Source organism: Corallococcus terminator (assembly GCF_003611635.1).
Lineage (GTDB): Bacteria > Myxococcota > Myxococcia > Myxococcales > Myxococcaceae > Corallococcus > Corallococcus terminator.
The window spans coordinates 1-16,430 of the sequence record NZ_RAVZ01000074.1; the positions used below are offsets into that span (position 1 = coordinate 1).

At 69.9% G+C, this 16,430-nt stretch carries 12 protein-coding genes; 11 read left to right on the forward strand and 1 reads right to left on the reverse strand.

What is annotated here, in order from left to right; genetic code table 11:
• The 9 genes from D7V88_RS13340 to D7V88_RS13380 all read left to right on the forward strand — a co-directional run.
• Window positions 1-1,424: methyl-accepting chemotaxis protein (locus D7V88_RS13340; protein ID WP_147448717.1), on the forward strand; the 1,424-nt coding region annotated here is incomplete at its 5' end.
• Complete coding sequence (locus D7V88_RS13345) at window positions 1,421-4,246, forward strand: response regulator (protein WP_120541019.1); 2,826 nt, start codon at window positions 1,421-1,423, stop codon at window positions 4,244-4,246. The genes D7V88_RS13340 and D7V88_RS13345, both read left to right, overlap by 4 nt.
• Window positions 4,247-4,317: 71 nt before the next feature.
• On the forward strand, window positions 4,318-5,373 hold the full coding sequence (cheB, locus tag D7V88_RS13350) for a chemotaxis-specific protein-glutamate methyltransferase CheB (RefSeq protein WP_120541020.1): 1,056 nt from the start codon (window positions 4,318-4,320) through the stop codon (window positions 5,371-5,373).
• A gap of 9 nt (window positions 5,374-5,382) precedes the next feature.
• The gene (locus tag D7V88_RS44370; RefSeq protein WP_244238124.1) at window positions 5,383-7,221 is read left to right on the forward strand and encodes a CheR family methyltransferase; all 1,839 of its coding nucleotides are present in this window, start codon (window positions 5,383-5,385) and stop codon (window positions 7,219-7,221) included.
• 90 nt (window positions 7,222-7,311) lie between these two features.
• Window positions 7,312-8,175, forward strand: a complete 864-nt coding sequence (locus D7V88_RS13365) for a tetratricopeptide repeat protein (RefSeq protein ID WP_120541021.1) — start codon at window positions 7,312-7,314, stop codon at window positions 8,173-8,175.
• Window positions 8,175-8,300, forward strand: a complete 126-nt coding sequence (locus D7V88_RS45140; RefSeq protein ID WP_255424395.1) for a hypothetical protein — start codon at window positions 8,175-8,177, stop codon at window positions 8,298-8,300. The genes D7V88_RS13365 and D7V88_RS45140 overlap by 1 nt, the downstream gene beginning before the upstream one ends.
• A gap of 72 nt (window positions 8,301-8,372) precedes the next feature.
• The gene (locus D7V88_RS13370; RefSeq protein WP_120541033.1) at window positions 8,373-9,296 is read left to right on the forward strand and encodes a bifunctional UDP-sugar hydrolase/5'-nucleotidase; all 924 of its coding nucleotides are present in this window, start codon (window positions 8,373-8,375) and stop codon (window positions 9,294-9,296) included.
• A gap of 232 nt (window positions 9,297-9,528) precedes the next feature.
• The gene (rpmE, locus tag D7V88_RS13375; protein WP_120541022.1) at window positions 9,529-9,789 is read left to right on the forward strand and encodes a 50S ribosomal protein L31; all 261 of its coding nucleotides are present in this window, start codon (window positions 9,529-9,531) and stop codon (window positions 9,787-9,789) included.
• Window positions 9,790-9,997: 208 nt separating this feature from the next.
• Entirely contained in the window at window positions 9,998-10,876 is an 879-nt protein-coding gene (locus D7V88_RS13380; protein WP_120541023.1) for a DNA-methyltransferase, read from the forward strand.
• Window positions 10,877-10,884: 8 nt separating this feature from the next.
• Here the strand turns inward: D7V88_RS13380 and D7V88_RS13385 are convergent, their stop codons facing one another.
• Window positions 10,885-12,639 (reverse strand): M1 family metallopeptidase, encoded by a 1,755-nt coding sequence (locus D7V88_RS13385; RefSeq protein ID WP_120541024.1) that lies wholly within the window; start codon window positions 12,637-12,639, stop codon window positions 10,885-10,887.
• 124 nt (window positions 12,640-12,763) lie between these two features.
• On the opposite strand from D7V88_RS13385, the gene D7V88_RS13390 reads away from it, so the two are divergent.
• Window positions 12,764-15,154, forward strand: a complete 2,391-nt coding sequence (locus tag D7V88_RS13390; protein WP_120541025.1) for a 3-hydroxyacyl-CoA dehydrogenase/enoyl-CoA hydratase family protein — start codon at window positions 12,764-12,766, stop codon at window positions 15,152-15,154.
• An 80-nt stretch (window positions 15,155-15,234) separates the two neighbouring features.
• Window positions 15,235-16,407, forward strand: a complete 1,173-nt coding sequence (locus D7V88_RS13395) for a thiolase family protein (protein ID WP_120541026.1) — start codon at window positions 15,235-15,237, stop codon at window positions 16,405-16,407.
• The last annotated feature ends 23 nt before the right edge of the window (window positions 16,408-16,430 follow it).

Consider the following 16,430-nt stretch of genomic DNA (forward strand, 5'->3'; position numbering starts at 1 on the left):
TACTCACCCTGCGGGTCGCGGGGCTGGGGGCGCTGTTCGGTCCGCTCACGTCGCTGCTCGTGTACGGGCTCGTGACGCTCCGGGCGCGCCGGGGCGTGCTGTGGCTGGCGGACCAGGGGCTGACGCACAAGCAGGTCATCGCCGCGCTGCCCCGGCGCTCGCGGATCCGCGCGCGGCTGGTGGCCTTCACCGCCATCTGCGTGGTGACGCCCGCGGTGCTGTGCGCGCAGGTCGTCATGGCGCTGTCGGAGCGCGTCTTCACGAAGCTCCAGCAGGCGGGCAGCCCGGACCTGCAGGGCGCGGTCGTGGGAGACCTGCACCTGGACGCGTTCATGTCCAGCGTGGTGCTGTGCGCGGTGGTGTTCGGGCTGGCGCTCACGACGGCGTACCTGGGCGGCACGCTGCTGGGCCGGCCGATGCGGGAGCTGTCGGGGGAGGCGCGCCGCATCGCCGCGGGTGACCTTGCGAGCCCCCGGCTCGTGCCCGCGGAGGACGAGGTGTGGGCGGTGTCCGCGGCCTTCACCACGATGCGCACGCACCTGGCGGACGTGCTCGCGCAGTTGCAGCGCGCGGGGGCGCAGATTTCGGCCACCACGGAGGAGATCCTCAGCACCTCCGGGCGCTACGAGGCGGGCGCCGCCGAACAGGCCAGCAGCCTGGATGAGACGAGCGCCACCACGGAGGAGCTGGCGCGTTCGGCCAAGCAGATCGCGGAGAACGCGGGGTCGGTGGCGGAGATCGCCCAGCGCACGCTGGCGGCGGCGCAGGGAGGGCAGGGCAGCGCGGAGTCGTTCCTGGGCGCCATGTCGCGCATGCGCCAGGACAACCTGGCCATCAGCTCCGCGGTGGCGCGGCTGAACAAGCGCGTGCAGCAGATCGGGAAGATCGTCGAGTTCATCAACGGCGTGGCGGACAAGTCGGACCTGCTGGCGCTCAACGCGGAGCTGGAGGGCACGAAGGCGGGCGAGGTGGGGCGGGGCTTCTCGCTGGTGGCCGCGGAGATGCGGCGTCTGGCGGAGAACGTGCTGGAGTCCACCAAGGAGATTGAAGGGCTCATCGAGGAGGTGCGCGAGGCGAGCGCCGCGGCGGTGGCGGTGACGGGCGGCGGGGTGCGCGCGGTGGAGACGGGCACGGCGCTGGCGGAGGAGGTGTCGGAGTCGCTGCGGCAGATCGTCAGCCTGGCGGGGCGCACGTCGGACGCGGTGCGGAGCATCTCCCGGTCCACGCAGCAGCAGCAGGCGGGCACGGATCAGCTCGCGGACACGATGGCGGACATCCTGCGCATCACCCAGCAGAGCCTCAACGCCACGAAGCAGGTGAGTTCGGCGAACGGGGACCTGTTGGGGCTGGCGCAGGACCTGCGTGGGGTGGTGGAGCGCTTCCAGATCCATCAGGCGACCCTGCGCAAGGAGGAGGGCGGGTGAACCCCAGCGAACGGCTCCTCAAGCAGTTCCGCGACCTGGTCACGGTGCGCCTGGAGCGCATCAACCGCTCCCTCATGGAGCTGGAGGCCGGGGGCAGCCTGGAGGCCGGGCAGCGGGTGCTGCGCGAGCTGCACGGGTTGAAGGGCGAGGCCCGGATGATGGGCTTCGATGAGATCAACACGCTCGTGCACCAGATGGAGGAGCTGGTCCGCTGCGCGGAGCCCCACCGTTATCGGTTGTCGTCGGAGTCCACCGACGCGCTGCTCACCACGGCGGACACGGTGCTCGCGCTGTCCGGTGCGCTCCAGGCAGGAGAGCCTCCGCTGTCGGTGGAGACGTTGGTGGCGACGCTGCAACAGCGGACCACGGTGGAGGCCGCGCGGCCGGTGGTGCCCCGTTCCATGGAGGACGGGGGCTGGGCGGCGGCGGCGCGGGCCCCTGGATTGGCGCCGAGGGCAGAGGGGACGCAGGGCGCCGCGTCCCACCTCCAGGCGACGACCCGCGCGGAGTCGGGCGGGCCCGTGGTGCCCGCCCACTGGTCGACGGTGGCGCTGCGTCCGGAGTCCGCTCCGGCGCCGAGCATGTCTCCGGTCGCGGCCGCGTCACACCTGCTCATGACGGCGATCCGCTCGGAGCCGCCTGGGGGACAGACGGCGCTGGGGACTCCGCAGGGTTCCTCGGTGGGAGCGCAGCCGGGGACCTCCGCCCCGGGCGCCTCGGCGGGATGGCCTTCGCCGGGTCTGGTTCCGGGGGCTGCGGTGGGCGCGCCCCCGGGGACCTCCGCTTCGGGCACGTCGGCGGGATGGCCTTCGCCGGGTCCGGTTCCGGGGGCTTCGGTGGGAGCGCACCCCGCGAGTTCCTTCGCTGGAGCGTCGGCGGGTTCGCCTCTCGCGGGCTCCACTCCTGGAGCGTCGGCGGGTTCGCATTTCGTGGGTCACTCGACGGGGGCTTCGGCGGGTTCGTATCTCGTGGGCTCCACTCCTGGAGCGTCGGCGGGTCCTTCCTTCGTGAATCCCGCGGCGGCGCCGCTGCCGGGCACCCGGTTGATCGACACCGCCGCTGGCCCCCGTCCACCCCCGGTTGGCGCGCCGAAGACGGGAGGCGGCGCTGCACGCAACGGCGAGATGCGCGTGGACACGGCGGTGCGCATCGGCGTGGCCAGCCTGGACATGCTCACCAGCGCGGTGACCAACCTGGGGCAGGTGGCGCGGCGTCGCGAACTGGCGAACGCGCGGCGGCTGGCGCTCGTGCGCGAACTGAGCGAACTGGCCCGTGCGGCGGAGGACCTGGGCCCCGCGGGCGTGGCGCTCGCGGAGCGACTGGGCCGAGCGAAGGAGCTGGCCGCCACCCTGCACCGGGAAGCCAAGCTGCTCGCGAACGCGGAGCTGCGCGACCTGGGCCAGGTGTCCGAAGAGGTCCAGACCCTGCGCATGCTGCCCCTGGCCGTCCTCTTCGAACCCTACCCCCGCATGGTGCGCGACCTCGCGCGGGAGCTGGGCAAGGAGGTGGAGCTGGTCGTGGACGGTGAGGACACCCGCGCGGACCGCTCCGTGGTGGAGGCCCTGCGCGAACCCCTGATGCATCTGGTGCGCAACGCGCTGGACCACGGCCTGGAGACGCGCGTGGACCGTGTGGGCGCTGGCAAGCACCCCCGGGGCTGCCTCACCCTGCGCGCCGCGCGCGAGGGCAGCCGCATCGTGCTGCGCGTGGAGGACGATGGCATGGGCATGGATCCCGCGCTGCTGCGGCGGGTGGCCGTGCGCCGGGGCGTGCTCGACGAGGCCACCGCGAACGCCCTGTCCGACGCCGCCGCGCGCGACCTCATCTTCCTGCCCGGCTTCTCCTCGCGCGAGGTGGTCACCGACCTGTCAGGTCGGGGCGTGGGCCTGGACGCCGTGCGCGCCTCCCTCCAGGCGCTGGGCGGCGACGTGGGCGTGGAATCCGCGCCCGGCTGGGGCACCATCTTCACCCTGCGCGTGCCGGTGTCCCTCACCGTCGCGCCCCTGCTCTTCGTCCAGGTGGGCGACGAGACGCTCGCCCTGGGTGCTGTCCACGTCTCCCGGGCCATCAAGGTGGAAGCCACCGAGGTGGGAGAGGTGGCCGGACGCCCCGTCCTCCGGGCCGAGGGCCGCGTGCTGCCCTTCGCGTCCCTGGCCTCCCTCCTGGGCCATGCCGCCGAGCGCCCCGCCCGCGAGGGCGAGCTGGTGCTGGTGGTGAAGGGCCAGGGCATGGAGGCCGCACTGGCGGTGGATCGCGTGCTGGAGGAGCGTGTCCAGGCCATCCTGCCGCTGAAGGGCATCCTCGCCCGCTTCACCCACCTCACCGGGGCCACCTCGCTGGCGGATGGGCGGCTGGCCATGGTCCTGTCGGCGGCGACCCTGGCGGCGGGCGTGCATGGAACGGCGCCCCTGCGGCTCGTCCGGCCCCCGCTGCGCACGCCGGAGGTGCGCCGCCGCCGCATCCTGGTGGTGGACGACTCACCCCTCACCCGCGAGCTGGTGGCCAACCTGCTGGAGGCGGTGGGGTACGACACGCTCCGGGCGCCGGACGGCGTCGGGGCACTGGCGCTCCTCGGGGAGGATGGACCCCCGGTGGAGCTGGTCGTCACCGACCTGGAGATGCCTCGGATGGACGGCGTGGAGCTCACCCGGCGCCTGAAGACCGATCCGGCCCGGAATGCCCTGCCTGTCGTCATCCTCACCACCCGGGGAGGGGAGGCGGACCGGGCGAGGGGGCTGGCGGCCGGAGCGGACGGCTACATCACGAAAGGCGACCTCGTCCGGCAGGACCTGGTGGATGTGGTGGGGCGGCTGTTGGCCTGAAGTCCGCAGCGCACCGGCGATCCACGCGCATTGCTATACTCCCCGCCGCGCGTACGGGGTATGGAACGTCCATGGGCAAGAAAGTGTCGGTGCTGGTGGTCGATGACTCGCTCATCTGCCGACAGCTCATCAGCGCGGCGTTGAGCGACGACCCGGATGTCGAGGTCGTCGGCACCGCGGCGAACGGCGTGGAGGCCGTTGCCCTCACCAAGGAGCTTCGTCCGCACGTCATCACCATGGACGTGGACATGCCCGTCATGGATGGGCTCACGGCCGTGGAGCACATCATGGCCGAGTGCCCCACGCCCATCCTGGTGCTGACGGGCGACCCGCGCTCGCAGGCCCCCGCGCTGACGTACCGCGCGCTGGAGCTGGGGGCGCTCGCGCTGCAGATCAAGCCCTCCATCGACGCGGGCGCGGACGCGTGGAACCTCACCAAGGAGGTGAAGCTCATCTCCTCGGTGCGCGTCATCCGCCACCTGCGCGGCCCCAAGCGCACGCAGGCGGGCACGCCGCACCCCACCGCGGTGCTGCCCGCGGTCTCCATGGGCATCGTGGCGGTGGCGGCGAGCACCGGCGGCCCTCAGGTGCTCTACCGGATGCTGTCGGAGCTGCCGGTGGACTTCCCGGCGCCCATCGTCATCGTCCAGCACATCAACGCGGCCTTCTCGGAGTCGCTGGCAAGCTGGCTCGCCAACACGAGCAAGCTCAAGGTGCGGCTGGCGCAGGATGGCGACGTGCTGGCGCCGGGTCTGGTGCTGGTGGCGCCGCCGGATCAGCACACGCTGGTGCCGGTGCGCGGGCGCGTGGCGCTGAAGACGGGCGTGGAGCGCGACGGGCACATGCCCAGCGGCACGATGCTGCTGGAGAGCGTGGCGAAGACGTACGGCCGGCGCGCGGTGGGCGTCGTGCTCACGGGCATGGGAGCGGACGGCGCGGACGGGCTCCTGGCCATCAAGCAGGCCGGAGGGCTGGCGCTGGCGCAGAACGAGGAGTCCTGCGTGGTGTTCGGCATGCCGGGCGCGGCGGTGGAGCGCAAGGCGGTGGATCACCTCATCCACGGCGATGACGTCGCGGCGACGCTGGCGAAGCTGGCGCGTGGAGAGTCCCTGGCCGCGGGGCGCTGAGCCGGAGCCGTGACGTCCTCTTCCGAGCGCTGGGCTCCCGTGCACGCGTTCATCGCGGCGCACACGGGCATGGCGCTGAGTGCGGCCCAGCGGCGCCGGCTGGACGCGCGCCTGGAGTCGCTGGGGAGCGAGGGAACGGCGGGGCGGATGGTGTCCCATCTGCGCTCCATGGCGGGCGCGGCGGACCTGGCGCGGCTGGTGGGCGCGGTGGCGGTGCACACGTCGGAGGTGTTCCGGGACGAGGTGCAACTGGCCGCGTTCCGGGAGCACGTGTTGTCGCCCCGGGTGCAGCGCTCGAAGCTGCCGCTGCGCGTGTGGAGCGCGGGGTGCGCGGCGGGCGAGGAGGTGGCCACGCTGCTCGTGATGCTGGCGCAGGAGGGGGCGGACCCCACCAGCCGGGTGCTGGGCACGGACATCTCCGAGCAGGTGTTGAACCGGGCGCGAGAGTTGAGCTTCCCGGCGGACGCGCTGCGACGGGTTCCGGACGTCACGCGCGCGCGCTACTTCCAGTCTCAGGGGGGGCGTCAGCTCCTGGTGGGGTCGCTGCGCACGCAGGCCGGGTTCCGGAGCCACAACCTGATGGAGCTGCCGTATCCGGAGGCGGGGGGAGGCGGCGGGTTCGACATCATCTTCTGCCGCAACGTCCTCATCTACTTCACGCCGGAGGCCTTCCAGCGCACGGTGCGCAACCTGAGCGACAGGCTCGCGCCCGGAGGCGTGTTGGTGCTGTCGGCTGCGGAGCCCCTGCTCCAGGTTCCGCCTTCGCTGCGGCTGCTGCCCTGTGAGCAGGCGTTCTTCTACGTGCGCGTGGACGAGGCGGAGGTGAACGTCCCCACCTCCCGGCGCGACTCGGGCCGCTTCCCCGCTGTGTCCGGCGAAGGTGCACCGAAGCGCGATTCAGGCCGCTTTGCTTCCGTGTCCAGCGAAGGCGTACCGAAGCGCGACTCAGGCCGCTTTGCTTCCGTGTCCAGCGAAGGCGTACCGACGCGCGACTCGGGCCGCTTCCCCACTGTGTCCAGCGAAGCTGCCTCGACGCGCGACTCGGACCGCTTCCCCACTGTGTCCGGCGAAGCTGCCTCGACGCGCGACTCAGGCCGTTTTCCTTCCGTAGCCAGCGAAGGAGCACCGAAGCGCGACTCGGGCCGTATTCCCGCCGTGCCTGGAGAAGGCACATCGCCGCGCGACTCGGGCCGCATTCCCGCCGTGCCTGGAGAAGGCACAGCACCGCGCGACTCGGGCCGCTTTCCCGCCGTGCCTGGAGAAGGCACAGCACCGCGCGACTCGGGCCGCTTTCCCGCCGTGTCCGGCGAAGGTGCCTCGAAGCGCGACTCGGGCCGCATTCCCGCCGTGCCTGAAGAAGGCACCTCGCCGCGCGACGCCGGCCGCGCTGCCCCCGAGTCCACGGAAGTCCCGCTGGCACGCGATTCCGGCCGTTTCCCCGCCGTGCCTCCCGTCGGAGTGCTCGGACTCGCGTTGGATCCGGAGCTCGACGAGCCCTCTCCGGAGCCCCCGTCCGCGGAGGCCCGTGCCTCCACGATGGCGGAGGCGGACTGGATCTTCTCCTGTGTGCTCGACGGAGCCTCCACCGGGGTCTCCGACGCGCAGGCGGAACTCGATCTGCGCCGGTGCCTGGACCTGGACCCGGACCACGTCGCCGCGCGCTACCTCCTGGGACTGCTCCTGGAGCAGTGCGGCCGGCCCGACATCGCGGTGGGGGAGTACCGCCGTGCGCGGGACGCGGTGGACTCCGGACGGGCGCGAGCCGTGCCCTTCTTCCTGAACCTGCCCCGGCTCCGGGTGGCCTGTGCCCGGGCCGTGGAGCGCCTGGAGGCGGAGGGGCAGCGCTGAAGACGGGGGGCAGGCTGCCCTGCCCGGATGGCGCGAAGGAGGCAAACAGAAGCGGCGCGCGGACGCCTTTGGACCTAGGATGCCGGCCCCATGCGCAGGCTCGTGCTCTTCGCCCTGTTGACCGCCGCCGTTCCCGGATGTTTCTACCCCGCCGATCGGGGCCGTGCCCTCGAAGCCAAGGTGGACAAGCTCGGGGCGGACAACGCCCGTCTGTCCACGGAGCTGAAGGAGGCGCGCGACCAGCTCGCCGCCACCCAGCCGAAGATCGATGAGAAGGTCGCCCAGGTGACCCAGGCCCTGCAGAGCCTGGACACCGCCGCGCGCCGCAAGGACGCGGACATCGGCGTGCAGTTCCAGAAGACGGTGGAGGACCTGTCGCAGTTGCGCGGCCAGGTGGAGACGTACCTCTACAAGATTGGCGAACTGGAAGCGGCGCTCGGCAAGAACACCGAGGAGACCAACCAGCGCCTCCTCGCGCTCCAGGGCGCGGAAGCGGTGAAGGAAGCCGAAGCGAAGAAGAAGGCCGAAGAGCTCCAGCGCCCCGCGGACAAGAAGGACTTCCTCGCGCTCGCGCAGGACAAGGCCAAGGCGGGCGATGTGCTGATCGCGCGCCAGCTCTACAACGAGTTCGTGAAGAAGTGGCCCAAGGACGCGCTCGTCGGCGAAGCGCACTACGGCCTGGGTGAGACGTACTTCACCGAGGCGAAGTGCCGCGAGGCCCTCTTCGAGTACGGCAAGGTGGTGCAGGACTTCGCCAAGACGGCTTCCGCGCCGGACGCATACCTGCGATCCTCCGACTGCTTCCAGAAGCTGAAGATGAAGGAAGAGTCGAAGCTGGCGCTGGAGGAACTCGTGAAGAGCTACCCCAAGTCGGACGCGGCCAAGACGGCGAAGACGAAGCTGGCGGAGCTGGAGAAGAAGTCCGCGCCCGCCCCGAAGAAGGCCAAGAAGTGATGAGCCCCCGCCGCCTCGTCGCGCTGGCGCTGCTGCTCCTGCCCCTGGTGGCGGGCGCCGCGCCGAAGAAGCTCGTGCTGCTCTTCACCGGAGACAATGGGGGCGAAATCGCCCCCTGTGGTTGACGACACAACCCGTCTGGCGGTCTGGCCAGACGAAAGACGGTCCTGACGCAGGAGCGCGCCAAGGGCGTGCCGGTGCTCGCGCTGGATGCGGGCAATGCGCTCTTCAAGAGTCTGGCTGATGGCCAGGACCCGACGGCGAAGCTGCGCGCGGGGTTGCTCCTGGATCAGATGGGCGCGCAGGGCTACACGGCCATGGCCGTGGGCCAGCGCGACCTCGTGCTGGGCGTGGACTTCCTGAAGAAGAAGACCCAGGGCACGAAGCTCACGCCGGTGTCCGCGAACCTCGTGGACGCGAAGGGCCAGCGGCTCTTCCCGGCGTCGGTGGTGACGACCGCGGGCGGGCTGAAGGTGGGCATCATCGGCGTCTCTCCCGCGAGCGGCTCGGACGGCGCCGCGGTCCTGCCCCCGGGCGTCCAGGGCCAGCCCGTGCAGCCGGCGGTGGCCGCCGAGGTGAAGCGCCTGCGCGACACGGCGAAGGTGGACCTGGTGGTGGTGCTGGCGGCGGTGCCCTACGCGGAGGCCGTGAAGCTGGCGCAGGGCGCCGAGGGCGTGGACTTCGTGGTGCAGTCGCACGACGGCCGGGGCGTGGGCATGGCGCAGCGCCAGGGCGTTTCCACGCTGATTCCCCCCGGGGAGCGGGGCCGGCAGGTCGCGAAGCTGGAGGTGTCCGTGGAGGGCACCGGCCCCTTCAGCGACCAGTCCGAAGCCAACCGCGCCCTGGAAAGTCAGCGCATGGTGGAGGCGAACATCACGCGGGTGAAGGAGCGCCTCAAGACGGAGAAGGACGAGGCCACGCGCCGCTCGCTCCAGGAGACGCTGACCTCCTTCGAGGCCCGGCGCGACGCCCTGGGACGCACCGCGGCCGCCAGCGCCCCCGTGAAGCCAGGGCGCACATACCTGCTGTCGTACGTCCAGTTGGGCGCCGACGTGGCCTCCGACAAGGCCGTGCAGCAGCAGGTGGAGCGCGTCGAACCCCCCGGCTCGGCGGGGCACTGACCCGGACGGGGGGCCCCCGGGCCTTCCACCCAGGGTACGACCCGGGGCCCGTCCCCCTGAAAGCCCCCCGGGCGACCCGGGGTTCCCTGTCCGGTTCCCCTCTGGGGACACCCCGGAGACATCACCTGGCCTTGAGAAAGCGCGGCCCGGCCGTTATAAGCCCCGACCCCACTACAACGCTGGACCTCCCATCCGTCAGGGATGGGGGCAAGGCGCACTGGAGAGAAGCACCATGAAGCCCGACATGCACCCCGTCTATCCGCCTGCCCGCGTCACCTGCGCCTGCGGCAACGTCATCGAGACGAAGTCGACCCGCGGCTCGTTCAGCGTGGAAGTGTGCTCGAACTGCCACCCGTTCTTCACCGGCAAGTACAAGCTGATGGACACGGCGGGCCGCATCGACCGCTTCAAGAAGCGCTACGCGAACAACGCGCCCAGCATCAAGACCGGCGCGAAGACGACCGAAGTCGCCGAGCCCGAGAAGAAGGCTTAAAGCCGCTTCCGCTCAGACATCCGCAGTGCCCACGAGCAGGTCGTGGAGGGCCTCGAAAGACAGAGGCACTCCCGCCCTGCTCGCGGTGTTTCTGGAGAACCCGCTACGTCAAATTTCAGGGTGCTACAGGCCAGAAATTCGACGTAGCAGCAGACTGACCGCACAGTCCGCCCCGTCCCGAAGACGTGTGTCCGAAGACGGAGGCGAGATGTTCGCGGAAGCTGCTGCCCCTAACCTGAAGGTTGTTCGACGCTCTCTCAATGACAGCGTCTACGCGAAGCGCGGGGAGGACTACACGCTCCTCCAGGGCGACAGCCTGGAGTTGATGGCGCAGCTCCCGGAGCAGTCCTTCGACCTCATCTTCGCGGACCCGCCCTACTTCCTGTCCAACGGGGGCACCACCTGCAAGAACGGCAAGCGCGTCTCCGTGGCCAAGGGCCAGTGGGATGTCTCCCGCGGGGTGGAGGAGGACCACGCCTTCACGACGAAGTGGCTCGCCGCCTGCCAGCGCCTGCTGCGCCCCTCCGGCACGCTGTGGGTGAGCGGCACCCAGCACGTCATCTTCAACGCCGGCTTCGCCATGCAGAAGCTGGGCTACAAGCTGCTCAACACCGTCACCTGGTACAAGCCCAACGCGAGCCCGAACCTGGCGTGCCGCTACTTCACGCACTCCACGGAGCTGCTCATCTGGGCCTCGCCGAAGACGGGCGGCAAGCTCCAGCACATCTTCAACTACCAGCGCATGAAGGCGGAGAACGGCGGCAAGCAGATGCGCGACGTCTGGGCCCTGCCGCGCAACGGTGACGAGGAGCTCACCGCCGACGGCGCCGGCCGCATGTGGACGCAGACGGCCCCGCGCGGCGAGGAGAAGGCCTTCGGCAGCCACCCCACCCAGAAGCCGGTGGCCCTGCTGGAGCGCATCCTGGAGGCGAGCTGCCCGGAGAACTCGCTGGTGTTGGACCCCTTCAACGGCAGCGGCACCACCGGCGTGGCCGCCCTGAAGCACGGCCACCGCTACGTGGGCATCGACATGAACCCGGAGTACCTCGCGCTGTCCAAGAAGCGCCTGGAAGCAGCGCGCAAGTAGTCACAGCCTCACGCGCGGGCGAGGATGAGCTCCACGCCCTGCCGCGCGATGGGGTGATAGCGCGCCCCATGCTTCTCGAACGCGGCGCGCGCCACCTTGCGGTAGTCGCGCGACGAGGCGAGCACGCTGTAGAGCGGCTTCAAATACTTCATGCGGCCCACCTCGCCGAGGAACTCCTCGGCACGGTGGAGCGCCGGTTCGAAGCCCGCCCGCAGCGCCGCCACCAGCCACGCCACCAGCACCTCCGAGTTGCGGCTCTTCGTCAGCGCGTAGCGCGCGTCGAGCTGCCGGAAGATGTCCAGGGACGTGTCCTGTGGCATCGACTCCAGGTAGAGCTGCCACTCGGTGGGCGTCCAGTCCTTCACCGCCTCCTCCGAAGGCACCTGTCCGCGCAGCGCCTCCAGCGCCTCCAGCCGCGCTGAATGGGGGCGGGGTGCGCTCGCCGGAACGCCGGGCCGGTTCAGGTACGCGTCCGCGTCCACCTTCGCCAGCGCGCCCGGCAGCTCCTTCTCCGTGAAGAGGATGAAGTCCTCCGTGGTGAGCGCCTGGAAGCGGTACGTCGCCAGATACCGGCGCAGGAAGCCGTCGAAGGCCGGACGGCCCACCGCGTCCTCCAGCGCGCGCAGCAGCAGGTAGCCCTTCTCGTACGGAATCTGGGAGAAGGCCTCGTCGGGATCCACGCCGGCCAGGTGCGTGCGCAGGGATGTGAGCTGCGGGTGCGCGCGGAAGTGGTGCAGCGCTTCGTCCAGCGACCTGCGTCCCAGCGCCGCGTGCAGCGCGGCGATCTCCGGCCCGGCCAGCGCCTCCAGGATGCGGCGCTCGGCGAAGACGGTGAAGCCCTCGTTGAGCCAGAAGTGCTCCGCGGACGCGTTCGTCACCAGGTTGCCCGTCCACGAGTGCGCCAGCTCATGCGCCACCACGTTCACCAGGCTCTTGTCCCCGGCGATGAGCGTGGGCGTGAGGAACGTCAGCCGCGGGTTCTCCATGCCGCCGTACGGGAACGAGGGCGGCATCAAGAGCAGGTCGAAGCGCTCCCAATCGTACGGACCGAAGAGCGCCTCCGCGGCCTTCAGCATGTCGTCCACGCCCGCGAATTCGTCCGCCGCATCCTCCAGCGCTTCCGGCTCCGCCCACACCCGCGAGCGCGGCCCCAGCTCCTTGGGCGCGAGGCTGCCCACCGCGAACGCCAGCAGGTACGGGGGCACCGGCTGCGGCATTTCGAAGTGCTCCTCCGCCTCCACGCCGTGCTCCTCGCGGCCCACGAAGCTCGCCGCCATCACGGCCTTGAGCACCTTGGGCACGCGCAGCGACGCGCGGTAGCGGATGCGCAGCCGGGGCGTGTCCTGCACCGGCACCACGCTGCGCGCGTGGATGGCCTGGCACTGGCTGAAGAGGAACGGATGCTGCCCCCCCGCCGTCTGCGAGGGCAGAAGCCACTGCAGCGCGCTCGCCTCCGGAGAGGTGCGGTAGCGCACCGTGAGCTGCTTGAGCCCTTCGGGCAATTGGATGCGCAGCCGGCTCCCGAGGATGGGCTCGGGAGGGGAGAGGATGTAGGGCAAGGGACGACCCTGGGCATCCACGACGGCGCGGATGTCCAGGTCGCGGGTGTCCAGGTCGAGGGGGCCGGCTGACGCCTCCTTGAGGGTCAGCGTGGCCTCCGCGTGCAGGCGACGCGTCCGGAAATCGACGCGGGCCTTCCAGTCCAGCGTTTCCGTCTCGGGCTGCGTGCTGTCGTTGTACGAGTGCGGGTCGAGGCGAGCCATCCCCGACTTGTAGTCGGGGAGGCGACCTCCTGGCGAGCACACCCGACGGCAATGCCGGTTGACTTCCGGGTCAATCGCCTACATTTGTGCAGTCCCCTACTTCCCTTAAGGGAGCCAATTTCCGATGACGACCCGGATCCGAAAAGTGGCGGTGCTTGGCGCTGGCGTGATGGGCAGCGGCATCGCCGCGCATCTGGCCAACTCCGGCGTTCGCGCCCTGTTGCTGGACATCGTTCCCCCCAAGGCCGCACCGGGGGAGGACACCGCCTCCAAGGCGTTCCGCAACAAGTTCTCGCAAGGCGCGCTCGCCAACCTGCGCAAGCAGAAGCCCAGCCCCATCGTGTCCGAGCAGGTGTTCACCGCCATCGAGGTGGGAAACCTGGAGGACGACCTCGCCCGGCTCGCGGAGTGCGACTGGATCATCGAGGTGGTGAAGGAGGACCTGGCCGTCAAGCAGGCCTTGTTCGCCAAGGTGGAGAAGCACGCGCGCAAGGACGCCATCATCAGCTCCAACACGTCCGGCCTCTCCATCGTCGGGATGACGGAAGGCCGTGGCGCGGACTTCAAGAAGAACTTCCTGGTCACGCACTTCTTCAACCCCGTGCGCTACATGAAGCTCTTGGAGCTGGTGTCCGGCCAGCACACCGACCCGGAGGTGGTGAAGACCATCCACCGCTTCGGTGAGGAAGTGCTCGGCAAGGGCATCGTCTACGGCAAGGACACCACCAACTTCATCGCGAACCGCATTGGCGTGTACGGGATGATGCGGACCATCTCCGAGATGTCGAAGACGGAGATGACCATCGAAGAGGTGGACAAGATCTTTGGCCCGGCGATGGGCCGTCCCAAGTCCGCCGTGTTCCGCACCGCGGACATCGTGGGCCTGGACACGTTCACCCACGTGGCGAAGAACTGTTACGACACGCTCACGCACGACGAAGAGCGCAACGTCTTCGCCATCCCCGACTTCCTCCAGAAGATGGTGGAGAAGGGGATGCTGGGCGACAAGAGCGGCGGCGGCTTCTACAAGAAGGACAAGTCCGCGGGCGGCAAGGACATCCTCGCGTTGGACCTGAAGTCGCTGGAGTACCGGCCCCAGGCCAAGGTGCGCTTCGACTCGCTGGGCGCCGCGAAGGACATCGAGAACGTCCGTGAGCGCGTCGCGTCCGTGATGAACGCGACGGACAAGGCGGGCACGTTCGCCGAGCGCGTCACCCTGGACGTGCTGGCCTACTCCAGCCGCCGCATCCCGGAGATCGCGGACGACGTGGTCAACGTGGACCGTGGCGTGCGCTGGGGCTTCGGCTGGGACCTGGGTCCCTTCGAAGTGTGGGACGCGTACGGCGTGCAGAAGGGCGTGGAGCGCATGAAGGCGCTCGGCCTGAAGCCCGCCGCCTGGGTGGAGGAGATGCTGGCCAAGGGCCGCACGTCCTTCTACGGCGTGAAGGACGGCCGCGACACCTACTGGGACATCCCGTCCAAGTCGGAGAAGGCCGTCGTCGAGAACGCGCGCACCTTCCGCGTGGAGTACCTCAAGCGCGGCAACAAGAAGATCACCGGCAACGACAGCGCCACGCTCTGGGACATGGGCGACGGCGCGACGCTCTTGGAGTTCCACTCCAAGATGAACTCCATCGACGATGACATCATCGCGATGATGAACACCGCGCTCGACGAGACGGAGAAGAACTTCAAGGGCCTCGTCATCGGCAACGACGGGTCCAACTTCTCCGCCGGCGCGAACATCATGGCCATGCTGATGGCGGCCAAGAGCGAGGACTTCGACTCCATCCGCGCGATGGCGTCCAAGTTCCAGCAGGCCAACCAGCGCATGCGCTACAGCCCCGTGCCCGTCGTGACGGCGCCCTTCAACCTCACGCTGGGCGGCGGCGCGGAGGTCACCATGGGTGGCAACGCGGTGCAGGCGAGCGCGGAGCTGTACATGGGCCTCGTGGAGGTCGGCGTCGGCCTCATCCCCGGCGGCGGCGGCACGATGATGCTGCTGCGCAACGTGTTCGGCGCGTACGCGGCGGACAAGGACTTCGACTCGCTGCCCTTCCTCAAGAAGGTGTTCCTCGCCATCGGCACCGCGAAGGTGGCGACGAGCGCGGAAGAGGCGCGCGAGTTCGGCTTCCTGTCGGCCCAGGACGGCATCACGGGCAACCGTGACTTCCTGCTGTCGGATGCGAAGTCGCGGGTGCTGGGCCTGGCCAATGGCGGCTTCCGCCCGCCGCGTCCCACGCGCTTCCGGCTGCCGGGCCCCAACGGCGCGGCCACCATCGACATGATGTTGTACGACATGCAGCTCAACAACCAGATCAGCGCCCACGACCGGAAGATCGCCCAGAAGCTGGCGCGCGTGCTGTCCGGCGGCGACACCAGCCCCTCGGTGCTCGTGAGCGAGGACAAGCTGCTGGAGCTGGAGATGGAAGCTTTCCTGAGCCTCATCGGTGAGGAGAAGACCCAGGACCGCATGATGTTCATGCTCGAGAAGGGCAAGCCGCTGCGCAACTAGCGCGAGGCGTTTACCCATGGGTTGCCAGAATCGAAATCCGAAGTTCGCCCGGACGCTGTCCGGGCAGGGAGACACCTGACATGTCCAGCCGAGTCGTGATTGCCAGCGCGGTGCGCACCCCCTTCACCCGCGCGCACAAGGGTGAGTTCAAGGACACGCGTCCGGATACGCTCGCGGCCCTTGCCATCAAGGAAGCCGTCGCCCAGGTCCCTGGCCTGAAGGCGTCGGACGTGGAAGACGTCATCATGGGCTGTGCCATGCCGGAGGCCGAGCAGGGCATGAACGTCGCCCGCAACGCCAGCCTGCTCGCGGGCCTGCCGGACACAGTTCCCGGCATGACCATCAACCGCTTCTGTTCCTCTGGCGTGCAGTCCATGGCGCAGGCGGCGCAGGGCATCAAGTCCGGGATGATGCAGGTGGCCATCGCCGGTGGCACCGAGTCCATGACCATGGTGCCCATGGGCGGCAACAAGGTCTCCGCCAACCCGGAGATCATGGAGAAGCTGCCGGAGGTCTACACCTCCATGGGCGCCACGGCGGAGAACATCGCGTCCCGCTACAACGTCACCCGCGAGGACTCGGACAAGTTTGCCGCGGAGAGCCAGCGCCGGGCGGCCACCGCGCGGGAGCAGGGCAAGCTCAAGGATGAGATCTTCCCTGTCACCACGACGATGTACGACGAGGACGGGGTCGCGAAGCAGGTGACGGTGTCCGTGGACACCATCATGCGTCCGGAGACGACGGTGGAAGGCCTGTCCAAGCTGCGCCCGGCGTTCAACGCCAAGGGCGTGGTGACGGCGGGCAACGCCTCTCCGCTGACCGACGGCGCGGCCGCCGCGGTCCTCATGAGCGAGGAGAAGGCGAAGGAGCTCAACGCCAAGGCGCTGGGCTACTTCGTGGACTACGTGGTCGCTGGCGTGCCGCCGGAGATCATGGGCGTGGGGCCGGTGCCGGCCATCCGCAAGCTCCTGGAGCGCAACAAGCTGAAGGTCGAAGACATCAGCGTCTTCGAACTCAACGAGGCCTTCGCGGCGCAGGCGCTGTACTGCATCCGCGAACTGGGCATCCCGCTGGACAAGGTGAACCCCAACGGCGGCGCCATCGCCCTGGGACACCCGCTGGGCGTCTCCGGCGCGCGCATGGTGGCCACCATCCTGCGCGAGCTGAAGCGCCGCGACGGCCGCTACGGCGTCGTCAGCATGTGCATCGGCGGCGGCATGGGCGCCGCGGCGCTCGTGGAACTCGCGAAGTAATCCGCTTCATCTCCGCGCCCCTC

Coding starts and splice junctions, on each gene's coding strand:
- cheB (WP_120541020.1), top strand. CDS start 4,318: ATGGGCAAGAAAGTGTCGGTGCTGGTGGTCGATGACTCGCTCATCTGC.
- D7V88_RS45140 (WP_255424395.1), top strand. CDS start 8,175: ATGAGCCCCCGCCGCCTCGTCGCGCTGGCGCTGCTGCTCCTGCCCCTG.
- D7V88_RS13385 (WP_120541024.1), bottom strand. CDS start 12,639: ATGGCTCGCCTCGACCCGCACTCGTACAACGACAGCACGCAGCCCGAG.
- D7V88_RS13365 (WP_120541021.1), top strand. CDS start 7,312: ATGCGCAGGCTCGTGCTCTTCGCCCTGTTGACCGCCGCCGTTCCCGGA.
- D7V88_RS13395 (WP_120541026.1), top strand. CDS start 15,235: ATGTCCAGCCGAGTCGTGATTGCCAGCGCGGTGCGCACCCCCTTCACC.
- D7V88_RS13390 (WP_120541025.1), top strand. CDS start 12,764: ATGACGACCCGGATCCGAAAAGTGGCGGTGCTTGGCGCTGGCGTGATG.
- D7V88_RS13380 (WP_120541023.1), top strand. CDS start 9,998: ATGTTCGCGGAAGCTGCTGCCCCTAACCTGAAGGTTGTTCGACGCTCT.
- rpmE (WP_120541022.1), top strand. CDS start 9,529: ATGAAGCCCGACATGCACCCCGTCTATCCGCCTGCCCGCGTCACCTGC.